Genomic DNA, 18107 nt, shown 5'->3' with positions numbered 1-18107 from the left:
GGTAGCCGTCGCCGTGCCGGCGCTTCAGTCGGACACGCCGAGGTCCTGGCGCATCAGGCGATGCATGGCGGTGAGCTTCGGATCTGCGGCTTTGAGGTCCAGGAGCAGCTGGCCGGCTGTTTCGCCGTCGCGGGGCAGGCCACGGTCGATGCGCTTGAGTGCGGCGTCCACGCTCGCGAGGACCACGTTCAGCTCGCGCGAGGAGTCGAGGACGGCCTCAGGGACGATCATCTGGGCCTCGGCGTACCGGTCGCGGTAGTCGCGTCGGCCCTCCTCCAGTCGGGCACGGTCGTCGTCGGTGTAGACCCCGTCACGCGTGCGGTGCAGCGCGTCCTTGAGGAGGGTGTGGAAGTGACCGGTCGCCCGGTTCATCGAGGTGTACGCGGTGCGGCGGTCCTCGAAGAGCCGCCGCTGATCCTCCACGCGGCTCTCCGCCGTGCGCTGGCGTTTCGTCACCCAACTCGTGATCAGCGGTGCGAAGAGTGTGCCGAGCACTCCGACGACTGCGGTGATCATGGCGGCTATCGCGGCACTCATGGCGACGACCCTAGTCAACGCGCTGTGTGTCCGGTGTACTTCTCGGCTTGTCGTCCGCCCTGGTCCTCCTGGAGAAGTGATCATGGAGCCGTCGGTCCACGAGTCCGTCAGGTACACCGCCGGATGCCCGGACTGCGCTGCGGAGACGGAGTGTTGGGGCACCCATGCCCTGGTGGGCGGTTCGTTGCGCTGGGACACCGAGGCCACATGTCCGGCCTGTGGATCCACGGTGCTTTCGTGTGGCGACGACGAAGTGCCGGCCGAGCTGCGAGGTCTTCTGCTCTCCGACCACGGCCCGGCGCGGCTGCGGGTGGACCCCTCGGTGCGCGACGTCGCGGTCATGCGGGTTCTGCGCGCCGTACTCGGTGTCGAGCTGGCGGACGTCAGGGCGGTCCTGCGCACGGTTCTGAGCGGGGACCACTCAGGCACTCTCCCCGAGATGGAGTTCCTGGCACGCGAGCTGAGGGCGGTGGGGATCGCTGCTGTCGCTGCTCGGCCGCAGGGCCTGTCCGAAGCTCGTCACCGGGACGACGTGACGACGTGACGACGTGACGACGTGAGGATCCGTCGGCGGTGAGGGCGGTGAGGGCGGTGGGGCTGTTGAGGACTGTGGCGCCACTGAGGCCTGCGGGGCGATGGGGGTGTGGCAGCGGCTCCTACCGGTACTCGTGCGGCCGTCGGCGCGGCGGCGGTTCTGCCCCGGCTCGCACCGTCCCGTCCGAGGCATCGGCCCTCGGGCGGCCCCGGCAGGCTCCGGGATGCGAGTCGGCGAGGCACGGGAGACCGTGGAGGCATGTCCGGACATCCCCTTGTGATCGTCTATCCGCCCTCGTCGACCGGCGGTCGCCGGGTGACCGTGCGCGGGCAGATCGTCGGCCTGGCCCACGGCCGTGGGGACGTCGCCTCGTTCCTGCGGCGGGCCGGGCTCGCCCAGGGGGCCGAGGAGATCGATCTGGACCAGCCGGAGTTGATCGAGTGGCGGGGCGGAGATCTCGACACCTGGAGGTGAGCCGCATGAGGCGTCGAGCAGCACACCGGCGCGAGGCGTCGCTCGAACCTCCCCCCGGCTACTACGGGGCGGGCGGAGGTGCCCCCGACGCGACGCAGCGCGGCCTGATACTCGACTGGGTGGTGAGCCGGCGGGTCGCGGCCGGGTGGCGGGTGGAGTCCCGTTCGGGGAGCCAGGCGGTGCTGGTGCACGGCCAGCCGGTCAACCATGTGCTGCACGCGTTCCTGACGGTCTTCACGTGCTGCGTGTGGGGCGTCGTGTGGGCGGGGCTGGCGCTCACGAACAGGGTCGACCGAGTGGTACTCACCGTCGACGCGCAGGGGCAGGTCATCACCGTGGGAGTGCCCTGAGCAGGGCGGTGCTGTCGCCGGTGCTGTCACCCGAACGGGTGCGTCCGGGTCGTGGCCGGCGAGACCGTCGCACAGGGTCGGATCTGCCCGCAGCAGTGTGGGGTGGTCCGTCGAGTGGAGGAATCCCATGACCCAGTCAGCACCCGCAGCCGACTCCTCACGACCGGCGGCCCCAGACCCCTGGGCGGCCACGGGGGCGATGTTCGCGGGGGTCGTGCTCCTCGTCGACGGCATTCTGTCCATCGTCAAGGGGATCGCGGGCATCGCGTCCGACGAGGTGTACACGCGGATCAACAACTACACGTTCAAATTCGACATCACCGCATGGGGATGGATCCACCTGATCCTCGGGGTGATCCTGGTCCTCGTCGGATGGGGCATCCTCAAGGGCGCGGCTTGGGCCTGGGGTGTGGGCATCGCGCTGGCCGCGCTGAACCTGATCGCCAACTTCATCTGGCTGCCGTACCAGCCCGTGTGGGCGATCATCTCCATCGCGCTCGACACATTCGTGATCTGGGCCCTGTGCGCCCACCGGGCGAAGCCGGTCATCTGACGTGAACCCGGGGCGAGGCGGCCCGAAGCCGGACGCGATCACGGCGCTGGCCGCCGACGCGTACGTCTACGGGTCGCCGCTCGTCCGGCAGCTGTCGGCGGTCCAGGCCTGTCTCCAGGAGGGCTGTGGGACGCTGGCGCCCGCGCCGTTCAACGACTTCGCCCATGCGGGCGGGCCGGCCACACCCGGTGCCCGCGTCCCCTTCGCCCCGGTCGACCTCGTCGACGCCCTCGCCCAGCTCGACCTTTCCGGAGGGCCGGTCCGGCTGCATGTGCCGGACACCGGCGGGGCCTATTACGTCCTGCAGTTCGTTGACGCCTGGGGCAACGCTTTCGCCTACCTCGGCCCCCGGGCCACCGGTACGGGCGAGGGCGACTGGATGGTCGTGCCGCCCGGCTGGGCCGGCACCGTGCCCGACGGGGTGTCTGGAGTGATCGACGCGCCCACCTCCGTCGTCTCCGTCGTCGGCCGCCTCGCGTGCGACGGGCCCGAGGACATGCCCCGGGTCAGGGCGCTCCAGCAGGAGCTCACGCTCACCCATCTGGGAGACCGCGCCCATCGGACCGGGTTGCCGGCGACCGAGCCCGGGGTGCCGGGTGCGCTGCGGTTCTTCGAGGAGCTCCGGGTCTGGATGGCCGACTTCCCGCCCGCCGCCGCGGATCGCGCGTACCAGGACCGCTTCCAGCCCCTGGGCCTCCTGGAGGAGGGCCTCTCGCCGTACGTGTCGGCCGGTCCCGTCCTCGTACGCGCACTGGGGCGAGGGCTCGCGCTGGGCCGGCTGCGGGTGGAGGAGGCGGCCCGTCGTCCCGAGGCCGAAGGCCCTCGGGGGACCTGGCGCATGATTCCGCACCTGCGCGACCACAACCTGGACCACTTCGGTGTCGGCACCCTCGGCACGCCGGAGTGGACGATCCCCGACCGGGAGGCGTCGTACCTGGTCAGGGCGGTCGCGGCACGGCGTGGGCGCTGGTTGCCCCACGGGTACGAGGCGCTCTACGCGCACACGACCCGTGACTCGCGGGGACGCCCGCTCGACGGGGCCCACGACTATGTGCTGCGATTCCGCCGGCCACCGCCGGTCCGGGCCTTCTGGTCGGTGACCGTGTACGACAGTCCCGGAGGCCACCTGGTCGCGAACGAGGCGGACCGTCACGCGGTCGGGAACCGGACGCCCGGGCTCGTCCACGGTGCGGACGGCTCGCTCACACTGCGCCTTTCCGCGAAGCGCCCGACGGGCCCGGCGGGGGAGGCGAACTGGCTGCCGGTCCCGGCCGGCCGCTTCAGGCCGATCCTGCGGCTTCACCTGCCCGACCAGGCCCTTCTCGACGGGAGCTATGTCATCCCGGCGATCGAGCGGCGCGAGGACCGGCGGGAAGCGTAGGTCCGAAGGCGCGTTGTCAGTGGCGCATCGCACACTGGAGGCATGTGCCGCAGCATCAAGACACTTCGTCCACCATCCATCCCCGAAGAGGCCACCGAGGAGGAGATGAGAGCCGCCGCCCTGCAGTACGTGCGCAAGGTGTCGGGCTTCCGCGCGCCCGCCGCGCACAACCAGGAAGTCTTCGACCGCGCAGTGGCCGAGATCACCGAGGCGACCCGGAGGCTGCTCGACGATCTGGAGATACGGGGCGCCGCCCGGGTCTGAGCGGCCGTGCGTGCCGTCAGGTTCCGGCCGCCGTCAGGTTCCGGCGGGGGCTCCGGCGGCTTGGACGGCGGAGGCGCGGGCAGGGCGGCGGACGACGACGGCCGCGAGTGCGCCCGCCAGAAACAGGGCGAGGACCGAGACGGCCGTGCCCAGCCAGCCCGCGCCCAGCCACTGGCCGCCGAAGTAGCCGAGGCCCACGCTGTAGACCGCCCAGGCCACCCCGGCCACGGCTGACCAGGGCAGGAATTCCTTCACCTTGCGGTGTGCGGCGCCCGCGCCAAGGGAGACGACGGACCGGCCTGCCGGTGCGAAACGGGCGATGACGACGAGTGCTCCGCCGCCGCGGCTCAGCGCCGCACCGAGGCGCTCCTGCGCGGAGGTGAGCCGGCGGGAGCGGGCGATGGCCCGGTCGAGGCGGTCGCCGCCGCGCCAGGCGAGGCGGTAGGCGACGAGGTCGCCGAGCACCGAGGCGGTGGCCGCGCAGAGGATCAGTGCCAGAAGGGAGGGCACCTGCCGGGTGGCTTCTCCTGCCGCCGCTGTCACTGTGGTCGTGCTCGCGGCCGCAGCCGTCGCCGCGGTGATCACCAGCACGCCGCTGGGGAGCACGGGCAGGAAGACGTCCAGGAGTACCGAGAGGGCGACCACCGCGTAGATCCATGGGCTGCCGGTCAGCGCACCCACACTCTCGAGCACTTTCTACTCCCCGTTCCCGTGTTCCGTGTCAACGCCGCGACGTCGCAGGGGAGCGGCAGGAGCGGCAGGGCCAGCTGTACAGCGTACGCCTGCCGCTCACCCGGTTCACCTGGTATTCGCAGGGCGGGCGGCCGATGTCGTGCAGGTCACTTCGGACCCCTGCCGTGCAGGGCACTCACGACCACGGCCCCCCTCGGGAGGAGGGGGGCCGGGACGCGGGGAAGTGCGGTCAGACCGAGACGGCCTGGGCCTTGTCGCGGGCGGGCTCGCTCTCGCGCGTCGAGCGGCCGCGCGAGGAGAACAGGCGGTCGAGGGCCACGGCGCCCGGGCCGGTGAAGACCACCAGCAGGAAGGCCCAGCAGAAGACGGCCGAGGCCTCGCCGCCGTTCTGCAGGGGGAACAGCGACTCGGGCTGGTGCACCTTGAAGTACGCGTAGGCCATGGATCCGGAGGATATGAACGCCGCGATGCGGGTGCCGAGGCCGAGCGCGACCAGGGTGCCGCCGACGAGCTGGATCACGGCGGCGTACCAGCCCGGCCAGGTGCCGGCCGGGACGGTGCCGCCGCCCATGGAGCCGCCGAGGACTCCGAAGAGCGAGGCGGCGCCGTGGCAGGCGAAGAGGAAGCCGATGACGATGCGGAAGAGGCCGAGTGCGTAGGGCTGGGCCTGGTTCAGACGGGTGACCATGGGGGGGTGGGGCTCCTTCGGTCTGGGGACGGAAACCGATCGGGGCCCCTCAGGTTAGGGTGACCTCATTATTACTTGCAAGTTCAACATTCCGACGAGTGGCTGAAAATTGGTCATTCGTTCGAGGTCAGCGTGCGCTCGAGAACGGTCTCGAACTGTGCGCCCGCGGGTCTTGCTCTGGCCTGAACCAATGTCAGCGCAGCTTTCCGGCCGTGCAGTGTGAGGGTCATCAGCTGATTGCCGAACCATGGTCCTCCCGTCTTGCGCCAGCGCATCGGAGGGCTCCCCGTCCGCCCGTGGAGCGCCAGCGCGCGCCCGAGCCATCGGCCCGCCCGGCTCCAGCCGAAGCGGAAGCCGGTTCGTATGTATCCGGGGATGGAGTTGTGGACGGGAGAGCAGGTCAGTTGCAGGACGCGTGCGCCGGGGGCGTCGTCCGGGGTGGAATCGGGCCACTGGGGTTCGGCGATGTACGCATGGTGCACATCGCCCGATAGCACGCATACCGTCGCGGGGGCCTCGGGCCCGCGTCCCGCTTCCCTCAGGAGATCCGACAGGCGGCGGAAGGACTCCGGGAAAGCGGCCCAATGCTCCAGGTCACCGGCCCGGCGCACCTTCTCGCCGAGGCGCGCCCAGCGCTCGCCCCGCTCTCCGCGGCACAGCGCCGCGTTCCAGGTCTCCGCCTCGTGCACGAGGGGCGGCAGCAGCCACGGCAGTGAGGTGCCGATCAGCAGATGGTCGTACGAGCCCGGGTCCGCGAGCATCTCGTCACGCAGCCACCGGGCCTCCTCGTCCCGGAGCATCGCCCGCTGCTGCTCCTCCAGGTCGCGGGCGGCACGGGTGTCCACCATCAGCAGCCGTACTCGGCCGAAAACACGACGGTAGCTCCACCGGGTCCCTGCGGGGTCGGCGTCCGCAGCCGCCGCGTGGCCGCGGAGGGTCTCGGTGCCGTCCGCGGCGGCGCGTACTGCCGCGTAGACCGGGTCCGCCTCCAGGGCGTCGGGGGAGAGGTTGCCGAGGTGCTGATAGACCCAGTACGACATGAGCCCGCTGACGATCCGCTCGTGCCACCAGGGGGTGCGACGCATGTCCCGGACCCAGGCGGCGCTGGTGTTCCAGTCGTCGATGACGTCGTGGTCGTCGAAGATCATGCAGCTGGGGACTGTGGAGAGGAGCCATCGCACCTCGGGGTCGCGCCAGGACTCGTCGTAGAGAAGGGTGTACTCCTCGTAGTCCGCGACCTCGGCGCCGGGAGCCTCGTCCAGGTCGCGGCGGGCCGCGAGCCGGCGCTGGGTGGCCGGTGACGTCTCGTCCGCGTACACCTGGTCGCCGAGGAGCAGGAGGACGTCGGGGCGTATCGCCTCGGGGTCGGCGGCGAGGCGGGCGGCCAGTGTGTCGAGCGCGTCGGGGCCGATGGGGTCTCCGCCGCCCGAGCGCGGCCGGGAGCCCGGGGAGCCGCCGTGTCCGTGGGCGGGCGGGGCGGCCCAGCGGCAGGAGCCGAAGGCGATCCGGACCGGACCGGCCTCGTCCGCCTGCGGTACGGCGGGCGTGGTGATGGTGCTCGGCGGGAAGCGGGAGTCCTCGGGCGGCCATACGGTGCGGCCGTCGAGCAGCACCTCGTAGGGCGTGGCCGAGCCGGGTGTCAGGCCCGTGACCACCACCAAGGCGTAGTGGTGCCCCTGGACGGCGAACGTGGGGGAGGCGCCGGCCGCCCCGTCCGCGCAGCGGACCTCCGCCGTGCAGGGCCTGCTCGTCTCCACCCAGACCGTGGCCCGTGAGCCGGACTCCCAGTCGACGTACCTCAGCAGCGGTCCCAGGCGTAGCCCGGCCATGTGTGCCCTCCTCGCGTCGCCGTGACCGATGGCTCCGTAGGGTACGGGGCGGCGGAGGAGGGCGGGCCGGGCAGCCTGGGGGCGGAGGGTGGTCAGCAGCCGTTGAGGACGGTCTGCAGGGCGCTCTTCTCGGTGGAGTCGACGCTGAGGCCGTAGTGGTGCTTCACGTGTACCCAGGCGCGGGCGTAGGTGCAGCGGTAGGCGGTTCGTGAGGGGAGCCACTCGCCGGGGTCCTGGTCGCTCTTGGACTGGTTGACGTTGTCGGTGACCGCGATGAGCTGGGGGCGGGTCAGGTCGTTGGCGAAGGACTGGCGCTGAGTGTTGGTCCAGCCGCTGGCCCCGGAGCGCCAGGCCTCGGCGAGCGGGACCATGTGGTCGATGTCCAGGTCGGACGCGGCGGTCCAGGTGGCGCCGTCGTACTGCGAGTACCAGCTGCCGCTCGTCGCGGCGCAGGCGGAGTCCTGGACCACGCCGCTGCCGTCGCGCTTCAGGACCACTTCGCGGGTGTTGCAGGCTCCCGACTGGGTGATCCAGTGCGGGAACTTGTCACGGCTGTAGCCGGACGAGGAGCCCTCGGCGGACACGGTGAGCTGGCTCAGATACGAACGGGCGGTCGAGGCGCTGACCGGTGTGGGCATCGCGGCCTGGGCGGTCGGGGCCGTGAGGAGCCCGGTGGTTGCGGCGAGTGCGGCCGAGGCGGCGAGGACGGCTATGCGACGCGCGTAGATACCGGACATTTGAACTCCCTTGATGTGGGGGGATGTTGGACAGGCGACATGCGGAGCCGGACCATCGTGGCGGCGCCGGGTTTCTGTGGGGTGGTCGCCAGGTAACAGGGTGACGACATGCGCACGTCACATCAAGAGGTAGGACGGTCGGTCTGACGTCCCGTCCGAAGGTTGTTCGAGGCGCGATGTTGACGGATCTCCGCCTTCAGGGGCGCGCCGAGATGTGTGTTCCGGCCTCCAGGGGCCCGCGAAGTCCTCCCGTACTCCCGGGCGTCGGGGCGGTGGTGCGCGGTGCGTGCGGTCGCGGGGCGGGGCGCCTGTCCCGTGCCGGACGTGACCGGTCGATGTGTCAGGCGTGGCGGGGGCGGGCTCCTCCCGGCCGGGCGGATGCGGGAGTTCGGGGGAGCGTCGGGCGTCGCGGTCCGGTTTCTCGCGGTCCGGTTGCTCGCGGTCCGGGCGTCGGGGCCGGGTGGGGCTTTGCGGGCACGCCATAGGGTGGCCGCGTGCTGCTTCCGGTCAGTCCCACGCTCGGTGTCGTGCTCGCCGTCCTCCTGGTGTCCGCCGCCGCCGTCGCCGCCTGGGCCTCGCTCGGCCGGTCCCGCGAGATCGCCGTCGCCGGGGTGCGGGCAGCGGTTCAGCTGGCCGCCGTCTCCCTGCTCATCGGCTGGGTGGTGCGCTCCCTGGGGCCTCTGCTCGGTTTCCTGGCGCTCATGTTCGCGGTCGCGGTGCGTACGGCAGGCCGGCGGATCACCCCCAACCGCACCTGGTGGTGGGCCGCCCTGCCCATCGGTGCGGGAGTGGTGCCCGTGGTCGTGGCGCTGCTGCTCACCGGGGTCCTCCCGGCGCGCGGAATCGCGCTCATCCCGGTCACGGGCATCCTCGTCGGGGGCGCGCTCACCGCGACCGTGCTCGGCGGGCGGCGCGCACTGGACGAGCTCGGGACGCGGTGGGGTGAGGTGGAGGCCGGCATGGCGCTCGGTCTGCCCGACCGGGACGCCCGGCTGGAGATCGCACGCCCTGCGGCGTCGGACGCGCTGCTGCCGGGGCTGGACCAGACCCGGACCGTGGGGCTCGTCACCCTGCCCGGGGCCTTCGTGGGCATGCTGCTGGGCGGCGCCTCACCTCTGGAGGCGGGCGCCGTGCAGCTGTTCGTCCTGGTGGCGCTGATGGCGGTGCAGGCGGTCGCCGTCGCGCTGGTGCTGGAACTGGTCGCGCGGGGGCTGCTGCACCGGGAGTGACGCGGCCGGGTGCCGTACCGGGCCCGGCCCGCTGAGCCCGGCAGGCCGGGCAGGCCACGGGCGGACCGGGGGTGCCGACCGGAAGGCGGCGGAGGGGGAAGGGATCAGCCTGCGTCGATGTGCAGACGGATCGAGCCGTCCGTGCCGGCTTCCACCCGGAGCTGCGTCAGGTCCTCGACGTGGGCGTCGGGGGAGAGGGCCGCCGCGCGCGGGCCGACGCCCACGACACGCATGCCGGCCGCCCGGCCCGCCGCGATGCCCGCCTCGGAGTCCTCGAACACGATGCAGTCCGCCGGGGCGAAGCCCAGCTCTGCCGCGCCCTTGAGGAAGCCCTCGGGGTCGGGCTTGCTGGCGCCGACCATCTCGGCGGTGACGCGCGTCTCCGGTATCGGCAGGGCCGCGGCCGTCATCCGGGCCTGGGCGAGGGCCTCGTCGGCCGAGGTCACGAGCGCGTGGGGGAGGGCGGCGATCGAAGCCATGAAGGCGGTGGCGCCGCCGATGGGTACCACGCCGTCCGTGTCGGCGGTCTCCTCGGCGAGCATGACGCGGTTCTCCGCGTAGTTCTGCTCCATCGGGCGGTCCGGCAGCAGGGCGGCCATCGTGGCGTAACCCTGGCGGCCGTGGACCACCTTGAGCGCGGCCTCGGGGTCGAGCCCCTGTGCGACGGCCCAGCGACGCCAGCAGCGCTCCACCACCGCGTCGGAATTCACGAGGGTGCCGTCCATGTCCAGGAGGAGGGCGCGGGCTTCGAGGACGGTGGCCGGCATCGGCATGCTCCAGAGCGCGGGGGGACAGCTCATAGCTGCGGAGGAAAAAACAAGTAGCCCCGCCCGCCGGTCAGGGAGAACGGGCGGAGGCTACTTTGTTTCTCCACGGTACAAAAACCTGCGCCGAAACGCCAATCCTGCGCCGAAACGCCAATCCTGCGCCGGAACGCCGGAACGCCGGAACGCCGGAACGCCGGAACGCCGGAACGCCGGAACGCCGGAACGCCGAGCTGCCCGAGGGGCTGAGCCGCCGGATCGCCGAGCCGCCCTGACGCCGAGCTGCCCGAAACGCAGGGACGCGGGGACGCGGGGACGCCGGATCGCCCGAGGGGGCGAGCCGCCGGGACGCCGAGTCGTCGGACCGTCGAGCTGCCGGACCGTCGAGTCGCCGGATCGCTTGAGGGGCCGGGCCTACGGGTGCCGATCGCACGGACGCGGAGCTGCCCGAGCTGCCGGAACGCCCGGACGCTGGATCGCCCGGAACGCCGAGCTGCCCGAGCCGCCGGAACGCCCGGACGCTGGATCGCCCGAGCCCTCGGACCGCCGAGCAGCCCGAGGGGCCGGGCCTCCGGGAGCTGATCGCACGGACGCGGAGCTTCCCGAGCCGCCGCGCCGCCCGGACCGCCGAGCCACCGGGCCGCCGAGCCGTCGGGCCGCCGAGCCGTCGGGCCGCCGAGCCGTCGGGCCGCCGAGCCACCGGGCCGCCCGGATGTCGAGCTGCCCGAGCCGCCCGGACGCCGAGGCCTCCCGGGAGTCGGAGTGTCGATCCGGCGGTGGGTCTGGGCCTGGGCCTGCGCGTCGCGTAGCCGGCGTCGGCGCGGATCCGGCCTCAGGAGCGGTGTCCCCTCCCGTTCGTCTGCGCCTCCAGGGCGCTGCGGGTCTCCGGGCCGTAGACGCCCGGGGGGTCGCTCCTGACCGACACCCATCGCTGGAACTCGGCGACGGCTTCCTCCACCCGCTCCGAGTAGTCGCCGTCCGTGGGGCCCCGGTAGACCCAGATCTCCTCCAGCCGGCGCTGGAGCTCCGAGACCTCCGCACCTCGGTCCCCACGTCGCAGCGTGGTCCCTGACACCTCCTCGGCGGGCGGCGTCGCCGGTGCCGTGGTGGGGGCCTTCGTGGCGGACGCCGACGGAGCCGGCGACTCCGACGCGACAGCCGATCGCGATGCCGACGGGCTGTCCGACGGAGAGGCGGACGCCGATGCCGACGGTGATGCCGACGCCGACCGTGAAGGCGTGGCCGAGGGGGACGCGGACGGGGACTCGGACACGGTCGTGGCCGGCTCCTCGCTCGTGTCCGGCGTACTCGTGGTGACCTCGGGCAGCGCCGTGTTCCCGGCGCCGTCCTCGTCGTCGAACAGGCCGCCCGCGAACGCGGCGGTGCCCACCACCGCGGCCACCGCCGCCCCCACGGCGATGACGGCGAACGGGCGCCGGCGGCGTGGTTGCACGGGGTCGGGTCCGTCGCCCGCGTAGGCCGCCGCGATACGCCGGCGGCCCTGGTCGGCGGCGACGGCGCCGGGCGGCGTGCCCGGAACGGGCCCCGGTGCCCCGCCGGGTGCGGCGTCCAGGAACAGCGGCATCGTCGTGGCCGCGTCGGGCGCGCCGTGGTCCTGCGTGTCGTCGCTGTTCAGCGTCACGTAAGGCCGGATCCGCAGCGGGTCGAAGTCCTCTGCCGCCGCGATCTCCGCCGCACGGGCATCGCGCCCCGTCCGCGCGGCCGTGCCGGCTCCGCAGGCGCACCCCGCCCCGGGTCTCGCACTCTGCTCGCCGCCGCACTCCGGGCACATATGTCCGGTCATCGTGGGTTCCCCTCCCCTTTGAACTGCCTGCGATTATGCAGGCCGCCGCAGGGAAGCCCAACGCCCGTGGCGCTGCTCGGCAGGCCATAACGGCACACAGCGGCCAGGATGGGGGTGAAGCGGACCCGAGGAGATGCTCATGGCCCAGCAGCTGAGCCCGCCACCCCTGGCAGCAAGTGAGGGGCGGTCCCGGCGGAGTGTCCTGGTGTCCATCGGGGCGCTGCTCCTCGGCATGCTGCTCGCCGCACTCGATCAGACCATCGTGTCCACCGCCCTGCCCACGATCGTCAGCGAACTGGGCGGCCTGGACCACCTGTCGTGGGTGGTGACCGCCTACATGCTCGCGGCGACCGCGGCCACGCCGCTCTGGGGGAAGCTCGGCGACCAGTACGGGCGCAAGAAGCTCTTCCAGACGGCCATCGTCATCTTCCTCATCGGCTCCGCGCTCTGCGGCGTGGCCCAGAACATGCCGCAGCTGATCGGCTTCCGCGCCCTCCAGGGTCTCGGCGGCGGAGGGCTGATGGTGCTCTCCATGGCGATCGTCGGAGACATCGTCACCCCGCGCGAACGAGGCAAGTACCAGGGCCTGTTCGGGGCGGTGTTCGGTGCGACCAGCGTGCTGGGACCGCTGCTCGGCGGCTTCTTCACCGAGCACCTCAGCTGGCGCTGGGTCTTCTACATCAACCTGCCCATCGGCGTCGTCGCGCTGCTGGTCATCGCCGCGGCCCTGCACATCCCGGTTCGCCGCACCAAGCACACCATCGACTACCTGGGCACCTTCCTCATCGCCTCCGTCGCCACCTGCCTGGTCCTCGTCGCCTCGCTCGGCGGCACCACCTGGGCCTGGGGCTCGGCGCAGATCATCGTCCTCGCGGTCCTCGCCGTGGTGCTGCTCGTCGCGTTCGTCGCAGCCGAACGCCGGGCGGCCGAACCGGTGCTGCCGCTGAAGCTGTTCCGGATGAGGACCTTCAGCCTCGTCGCCGTCATCAGCTTCGTCATCGGCTTCGCCATGTTCGGCGCCATGACCTACCTGCCGACCTTCCTCCAGGTCGTGCACGGCATCACCCCGACCCTGTCCGGTGTGCACATGCTGCCGATGGTCCTCGGACTGCTGCTCACCTCGACCGCCTCCGGCCAGATCGTCAGCCGGACCGGCCGCTGGAAGGTCTTCCCGATCGCCGGCACCGCCCTCACCGTGGTCGGCCTGCTGCTGCTCCACACGCTCTCCGAGAACAGCTCCACCTGGTCGATGAGCCTCTGCTTCTTCGTCTTCGGTGCCGGCCTCGGCCTGGTGATGCAGGTGCTCGTGCTGATCGTGCAGAACTCCGTCGGTTACGAGGACCTCGGCGTCGCCACATCCGGTGCGACCTTCTTCCGGTCCATCGGCGCCTCGTTCGGCGTCGCCGTGTTCGGCACCATCTTCACCAACCGGCTGACCGGCAAACTGGAGGACGCGCTCAGCGGCAGTTCGCTCCCTCCCGGCGTCGACGCGGGGGCGCTGGCCGCCGACCCCCGGGCCATCGGCCGCCTCCCGGCCGATCTGCGGCCCTCGGTCCTGAACGCCTACTCGACCGCGATCACCGATGTCTTCCTCTACGCGGCGCCCGTGGTCCTCGTCGCGTTCGTCTTCGCCTGGTTCCTCAAGGAGGAGCCCCTGCGCGGGTCGGTGACGGCGCCCGACACCAGCGAGACCCTCGCTTCGAACCCCGTCCAGCGTTCCTCGTACGACGAGTGCGCCCGTGCCCTGTCGGTGCTCGCCACCCGTGAGGGGCGCCGGGAGATCTACGAGAAGATCACCGTGAAGGCCGGGTACGACCTCCAGCCCGCGGCCAGCTGGCTGCTGCTCCGCATCAAACGCCACGGCACCGTCGAGCCCGGCCGGCTGGCCGAGGTCGCCCCCGTGCCGCTCAGGGTGATCACCTCGGCGGCCCGCCAGGTGGAGGGGCTCGGCTACGCCCGGCGTGAGGGGATGCAGCTGGTGCTCACCGAGCGGGGCGCGGAGGCCGTGGTCCGGCTGTCCCAGGCCCGTGAGGAGTCCCTGGCCGAGCTGCTCGGCGACTGGTGGGGCCCGGACCGGCCCACCGACCTGGTCCGCCTCGTGACGGAGCTGTCGGCGGAGGTGAGCGGGTCCAGCAAGGAGCGGCCGCACATGCCCGAACCGCGCCGCGACCACTCGGCGGGCTGACGCGCCCCCCGGCGGGCTGTCGCGCCCCCCCGTGGGCCCGGCGGGGCGGCGGGCGGCCTCGCGGGCTCAGAGATTCTTGGCGAACCAGTGCTCCGCGTAGGGGCCCTGGTTGAAGGCCGGGACCTCCCGGTACCCGTGCTTCGCGTACAGCCCGCGCGCTTCCACCAGATCGTCACGGGTGTCCAGCCGGATCCGCCGCACCCCGTGGACACGCGCGACGCTCTCGATGCCGGCGAGCAGCAGGCCGCCGCCGCCCGTCGAGCGGAAGGCCGGCCGCACGTACACCCGGGTCAGCTCCGCCGTCGCCGCGTCGACCAGCCGCAGCCCCGCGCAGCTCGCCGGCTTTCCGTCGTACCGTCCCATCAGGAACTCCCCGGTGGGCGCGGCGAGCAGGCCGACGCCGTCGTCCCTCAGGCCGTCGTCTATCTCCGCCGTGGTCGCCGGGCGGCCCCAGTAGCGGCTCGCCACCTCGTCGTAGTAGTCCCGCCGCAGCAGGGCCGACTCGGGGCTGTCGAAGGGTTCGGGGGTCACCGTCCAGGTCATTGCCTCATTCTGGCCAGGGTGTGACGGGATGACGAGCCATTAATACGTGCAGGGGGAAGCGATGCGTGACGAGGACATCGAGGCAACCGTCCAGAGGCTCGGAGAGCGGTGGATACGGGAGCTGGTGCGGCCCGGACGGCGCAGCTTCGTGTGCTCGCCCACCGGACTGTGGCTGGCCCTGACGGCCGTCGCCGCAGGCGCCCGTACGGAGACGGCTGCGGAACTGCGGGCCCTGCTCGGCGTGGCCGGCCCGGAGGCCGCGGCCGTGGTCACGGAGGCGGCGCGCGACTGGGGAGGCACCGAGGCGCTGCGGGTGGCGACCCGGGTCTGGAACAGCGTGCCGCTGCGCCCGGAGTACGAACGGTCGCTGCCCGACGTCGCCTTCGGACCCGTGGACGCCGCGGAGATCGACGCGTGGGTCAACGAGCGGACCGGCGGCCTGATCGAACGGCTGCCGCTCGACAGCGACGGCGCCCTGGTCCTCGCCCTGGTCAATGTGCTGGCTCTGCAAGCTCTTTGGGAGCTGCCCTTCGACCCGGCCCGCACCCGCGACGTCCCTTTCACCGACATCGAGGGCAAGAGCGTCCCGGTGGCCACGATGCACGCGTCGGCCGGGACCGGGGACGTGTGGACGGTGTCGGGCGCGTACGTCGTCGAACTGCGCTGCCATACGGAGCCGGGCGGCGCCGCGCCCGCACGGGTCAGGTTCGTCCTGGGGGAGCCGGGCGAGCCGGCGGACCGGGTCCTGGCGTCGGCGTGGGCCCCGGAGGAATCACGGGCTCCCCTGGACGCCGACGAGGTGACCTTCGCGCTGCCGCGCTTCACCCTGCGGACAAACGTCCAGGTCGTCGACCAGCTGCCGGCGCTCGGAGTCCGGCTCGCCACCGACCCGGCCGGGGCGGACTTCTCCGGCCTCACGCCCGCGCGCCTCTTCATCACGGACGTGGTCCAGGAGGCGGTGGTGAAGATCAGTGAGAAGGGCGTGGAGGCCGCAGCGGTCACGGTCGTGGCCATGCGGGCCTCAGTCGCCCCTCGGCCGCGGGTGGTGCGGCACATCGCCTTCGACCGGCCCTTCGGCGTCGTCGTCCTGGACGGCTCGTCGGACGTTCCCCTGTTCGCGGGCTGGCAGGCGGACATTCCGGCGTACGAGGACTGACCTGGCCCGTGACCCGCCCGGACGCCGCCATCTCCGGCGCCACCCTCGGCATCCGGACATTCTTCCGGTGAATCGGTGGTGACAGTCAGGCGAAGAGGGGGTTAGTTGTGTCTACCTCATAGGGCAATGCGAGGCTTCATCCGCACATACCCGGGCCGAGGGGACAGTGCATGGAAACGGGAGGGTCGGCGCAGCGTGACAGATGTGGAGCGCAGTGTGCGGGGGGACGCGGCGGCGGATCCGGGGACGAGGGCCGCAGCGGCCAGGGCCGTTCTCTGGCTGCTCGTCGGCGTCCTGGCGGTACGGCAGGTGGCGGTGGTACTGCGCCGTCCGGCCGGTGAACGACTCACCGATCTGGAGACCTGGACCGGTGCGACAGGGGTCCTGCACATCGCGGGGTCCCTGTACGACCCCGGCCGGTTCACCGGGACGCCGTTCGCCGGCCTCGTGCTGAAACCGCTGACGGTCTCGGCCGAACAGGCCCTCGGTGTCGTATGGACGTTCGGTTCGCTGCTGCTCGTCGTGCTGCTCGGGTTCGTCGCCGTCCGGGCCCTGCCCGCACCGGTGAGCCGGCGCACCGCGTTCCTGGCGGCGCCCGCGGCGATCACCCTGCTGATGGTGTCACTGCCCGTCCGCAACACCCTGCACCTGGGCCAGACCAGCATCCTGCCGGTCCTGCTGGTGCTCGTCGCCTGCTTCGCGGTACGGGGTGAGCGCCTTCCCGGCGTGCTGACCGGAATCGCCGCAGCTCTCCAGCCCGCCGTCCTGCTCTTCGCCGCCCTGTTCTGGCTCACCGGCAGGCGCCGGGCCGCCGTGAGCGGCGGTGTCACGTTCGCCGTCTGCACGGCGCTGGCCTGGGTGATGATGCCGCGTGACTCCTGGGCGTACTGGGTGCACCACCTCGCGGGCGCGGGGCTCGGTGAGCGCCCTGACAGTCTGGCGAACCAGTCCCTGCACGGTGCGCTGTTGCGGTTCGGGCTCCAGGGCCCGCTCGAGATCGCGCTGTTCCTCGCGCTCGCGGCCGCCGTCGTCGTCCTCGGACTGCGCCGCGCGGCCCGCTACGCACGGGACGGGCAGCTGCTCCTGGCCGTCGCCGTCACGGGCTGCGTCGCCGTCGCCGTGTCGCCGACCGCCTGGCAGCACCAGCTGCTCTGGGTGCTGCTCGCCGTCGTAGGGCGCGTCGGCACCCGTGCGTCGGACCGGCTGGTCTGGCCGGCGGTCGTGGTGCTGGTCCTCACCCTGCCGGGGAAGATGCTGCTGCCGAACGTCGGTGTGGTCCTTCCCGTGCGCGACAACGCTCTGCTCATCGCCGCGCTCGGCGCGGCCTGCGCGGTGCCCTTCCTGACCCGTACGTCGCCCCACTGGCAGCGTCCGGTCCCCACGGACTACGCGAAGCCCGTGCCGGCGCGGTACGCGTGGGTGCCGCTGGTGCCGTTCTGGCGCCGGGTGCTCAGCCGCCCAAACCTGCTCCTGGAACTCCTGCTCATCCGGGTCGTCTACTCCGCGTACGCGAAGGTCCGGCTGGCGGCGACCGCCGGACGCCCCACCGCCGAGGAGCACGGCAGGCAGATCCACTCCGCTGAGCAGTGGCTGCACATCGACATCGAACACTGGGTCAACCACACCGTCGTCGGCATCCCCTGGCTGCGTGAGTTCTTCGACTACTACTACTCGACCTTCCACTTCATCGTGCCGCTCGCGATCCTCGGGGTGCTGTACGTGCGCCGGCCGTCCGACTACCGCTGGGCCCGCAGCTCCATCGGATTCGCCACGGTCCTCGCCCTGATCGGCTTCTGGCTCTACCCGCTCGCACCGCCGCGACTGATGCCGGGACTCGGGTTCATCGACACGGTCCACGGGGTGCAGGACCTCGACAGTCCCGACTTCGGGGCGCTGACCGCGATGACCAACCAGTACGCGGCGATGCCCTCGCTGCACTTCGGCTGGTCGCTCTGGTGCGGTGTCGTCATCCTCCTGCTCGCGCCGAGGACGTGGATGAAGGCCCTGGGCCTGCTGCACCCGTTGTTCACGGTCTCCGCCATCGTCGCCACCGGGAACCACTGGGTGCTGGACGCGGTCGGAGGCGCGGTGGTGGTGGCCGCCGGCTTCGGGCTGACGTACGCCCTGGCCGGGCCCCGCAGGCTCCAGGCCCGCACCGGTCCGGACGGACGTCCCGGCCGGGAGGCGGGGGACGCCGCCGGGGACCCGCTGCCCGAACCGGCGGGCAGCAAGGCGTAGCGCCCACCGACGGGCGGAAGGGTGCGGGGGCGGCTCCGGAGAGCCGCCCCCGCACCCTTCCGCATGGATCGACGCGTCCTTCGAGGATCCGCCGGGGGCGGACGCCGCGCCACTCGGACGGACCGGCTCCACAGGGCGCGGCGTCGT

Annotated in this window: 18 protein-coding genes; 10 read left to right on the top strand and 8 right to left on the bottom strand. The window is 72.3% G+C overall.

Features of this window, described 5'->3' with window-relative positions; all coding sequences use genetic code 11:
• Nucleotides 1-24 precede the first annotated feature (24 nt).
• Entirely contained in the window at nucleotides 25-537 is a 513-nt protein-coding gene (locus HED23_RS26695; RefSeq protein ID WP_203185931.1) for a hypothetical protein, read from the bottom strand.
• An 82-nt stretch (nucleotides 538-619) separates the two neighbouring features.
• On the opposite strand from HED23_RS26695, the gene HED23_RS26690 reads away from it, so the two are divergent.
• From HED23_RS26690 to HED23_RS26665, 6 genes are all read left to right on the top strand, one after another.
• Nucleotides 620-1081, top strand: coding sequence for a hypothetical protein (locus tag HED23_RS26690; RefSeq protein ID WP_203185930.1), 462 nt, complete (start codon nucleotides 620-622; stop codon nucleotides 1079-1081).
• A 249-nt stretch (nucleotides 1082-1330) separates the two neighbouring features.
• On the top strand, nucleotides 1331-1546 hold the full coding sequence (locus HED23_RS26685; protein WP_203185929.1) for a hypothetical protein: 216 nt from the start codon (nucleotides 1331-1333) through the stop codon (nucleotides 1544-1546).
• A 5-nt stretch (nucleotides 1547-1551) separates the two neighbouring features.
• Entirely contained in the window at nucleotides 1552-1896 is a 345-nt protein-coding gene (locus tag HED23_RS26680) for a hypothetical protein (RefSeq protein WP_203185928.1), read from the top strand.
• Between the two features lie 127 nt (nucleotides 1897-2023).
• Nucleotides 2024-2449, top strand: a complete 426-nt coding sequence (locus HED23_RS26675; protein WP_203185927.1) for a DUF7144 family membrane protein — start codon at nucleotides 2024-2026, stop codon at nucleotides 2447-2449.
• A 1-nt stretch (nucleotide 2450) separates the two neighbouring features.
• On the top strand, nucleotides 2451-3830 hold the full coding sequence (locus tag HED23_RS26670) for a DUF1254 domain-containing protein (RefSeq protein ID WP_203185926.1): 1380 nt from the start codon (nucleotides 2451-2453) through the stop codon (nucleotides 3828-3830).
• Between the two features lie 42 nt (nucleotides 3831-3872).
• Nucleotides 3873-4094 carry a DUF2277 domain-containing protein gene (locus HED23_RS26665; protein WP_203185925.1) on the top strand — a complete coding sequence of 74 codons (222 nt, stop codon included), beginning with the start codon at nucleotides 3873-3875 and terminating at the stop codon, nucleotides 4092-4094.
• 33 nt (nucleotides 4095-4127) lie between these two features.
• On the opposite strand, the gene HED23_RS26660 is transcribed toward HED23_RS26665, so the two are convergent.
• From HED23_RS26660 to HED23_RS26645, 4 genes are all read right to left on the bottom strand, one after another.
• Entirely contained in the window at nucleotides 4128-4787 is a 660-nt protein-coding gene (locus HED23_RS26660; protein WP_203185924.1) for a DedA family protein, read from the bottom strand.
• Between the two features lie 229 nt (nucleotides 4788-5016).
• Complete coding sequence (locus HED23_RS26655; protein ID WP_203185923.1) at nucleotides 5017-5475, bottom strand: DoxX family protein; 459 nt, start codon at nucleotides 5473-5475, stop codon at nucleotides 5017-5019.
• Nucleotides 5476-5588: 113 nt separating this feature from the next.
• Nucleotides 5589-7304, bottom strand: a complete 1716-nt coding sequence (locus tag HED23_RS26650; RefSeq protein WP_203185922.1) for an alkaline phosphatase D family protein — start codon at nucleotides 7302-7304, stop codon at nucleotides 5589-5591.
• A gap of 92 nt (nucleotides 7305-7396) precedes the next feature.
• Nucleotides 7397-8041, bottom strand: a complete 645-nt coding sequence (locus HED23_RS26645; protein ID WP_203185921.1) for an HNH endonuclease family protein — start codon at nucleotides 8039-8041, stop codon at nucleotides 7397-7399.
• Between the two features lie 494 nt (nucleotides 8042-8535).
• On the opposite strand from HED23_RS26645, the gene HED23_RS26640 reads away from it, so the two are divergent.
• A complete protein-coding gene (locus HED23_RS26640; protein ID WP_203185920.1) occupies nucleotides 8536-9270 on the top strand; it encodes an ABC transporter permease in 735 nt (244 codons plus the stop codon).
• Between the two features lie 104 nt (nucleotides 9271-9374).
• On the opposite strand, the gene HED23_RS26635 is transcribed toward HED23_RS26640, so the two are convergent.
• Together HED23_RS26635 and HED23_RS26630 are read right to left on the bottom strand one after the other, a co-directional pair.
• Entirely contained in the window at nucleotides 9375-10037 is a 663-nt protein-coding gene (locus HED23_RS26635; protein ID WP_203185919.1) for an HAD-IA family hydrolase, read from the bottom strand.
• A gap of 829 nt (nucleotides 10038-10866) precedes the next feature.
• Nucleotides 10867-11838: a peptidoglycan-binding domain-containing protein gene (locus HED23_RS26630; RefSeq protein ID WP_203185918.1), complete on the bottom strand. Its 972-nt coding sequence runs from the start codon at nucleotides 11836-11838 to the stop codon at nucleotides 10867-10869.
• A 139-nt stretch (nucleotides 11839-11977) separates the two neighbouring features.
• Here HED23_RS26630 and HED23_RS26625 point away from each other — a divergent pair, with 139 nt between their 5' ends.
• Nucleotides 11978-14023 (top strand): MDR family MFS transporter, encoded by a 2046-nt coding sequence (locus HED23_RS26625; RefSeq protein WP_203185917.1) that lies wholly within the window; start codon nucleotides 11978-11980, stop codon nucleotides 14021-14023.
• Between the two features lie 66 nt (nucleotides 14024-14089).
• Here the strand turns inward: HED23_RS26625 and HED23_RS26620 are convergent, their stop codons facing one another.
• Nucleotides 14090-14566, bottom strand: coding sequence for a GNAT family N-acetyltransferase (locus tag HED23_RS26620; protein ID WP_203185916.1), 477 nt, complete (start codon nucleotides 14564-14566; stop codon nucleotides 14090-14092).
• 61 nt (nucleotides 14567-14627) lie between these two features.
• On the opposite strand from HED23_RS26620, the gene HED23_RS26615 reads away from it, so the two are divergent.
• Together HED23_RS26615 and HED23_RS26610 are read left to right on the top strand one after the other, a co-directional pair.
• Nucleotides 14628-15722: a serpin family protein gene (locus HED23_RS26615; protein WP_203185915.1), complete on the top strand. Its 1095-nt coding sequence runs from the start codon at nucleotides 14628-14630 to the stop codon at nucleotides 15720-15722.
• A 195-nt stretch (nucleotides 15723-15917) separates the two neighbouring features.
• Nucleotides 15918-17960 (top strand): bifunctional glycosyltransferase 87/phosphatase PAP2 family protein, encoded by a 2043-nt coding sequence (locus tag HED23_RS26610; protein ID WP_203185914.1) that lies wholly within the window; start codon nucleotides 15918-15920, stop codon nucleotides 17958-17960.
• Nucleotides 17961-18107: the final 147 nt, after the last annotated feature.

Origin of the sequence: Streptomyces pratensis (assembly GCF_016804005.1) — a bacterium.
Lineage (GTDB): Bacteria > Actinomycetota > Actinomycetes > Streptomycetales > Streptomycetaceae > Streptomyces > Streptomyces pratensis_A.
Note: the sequence above shows the minus strand (reverse complement) of the source record. Positions and strands in the feature narration are given on the sequence as shown.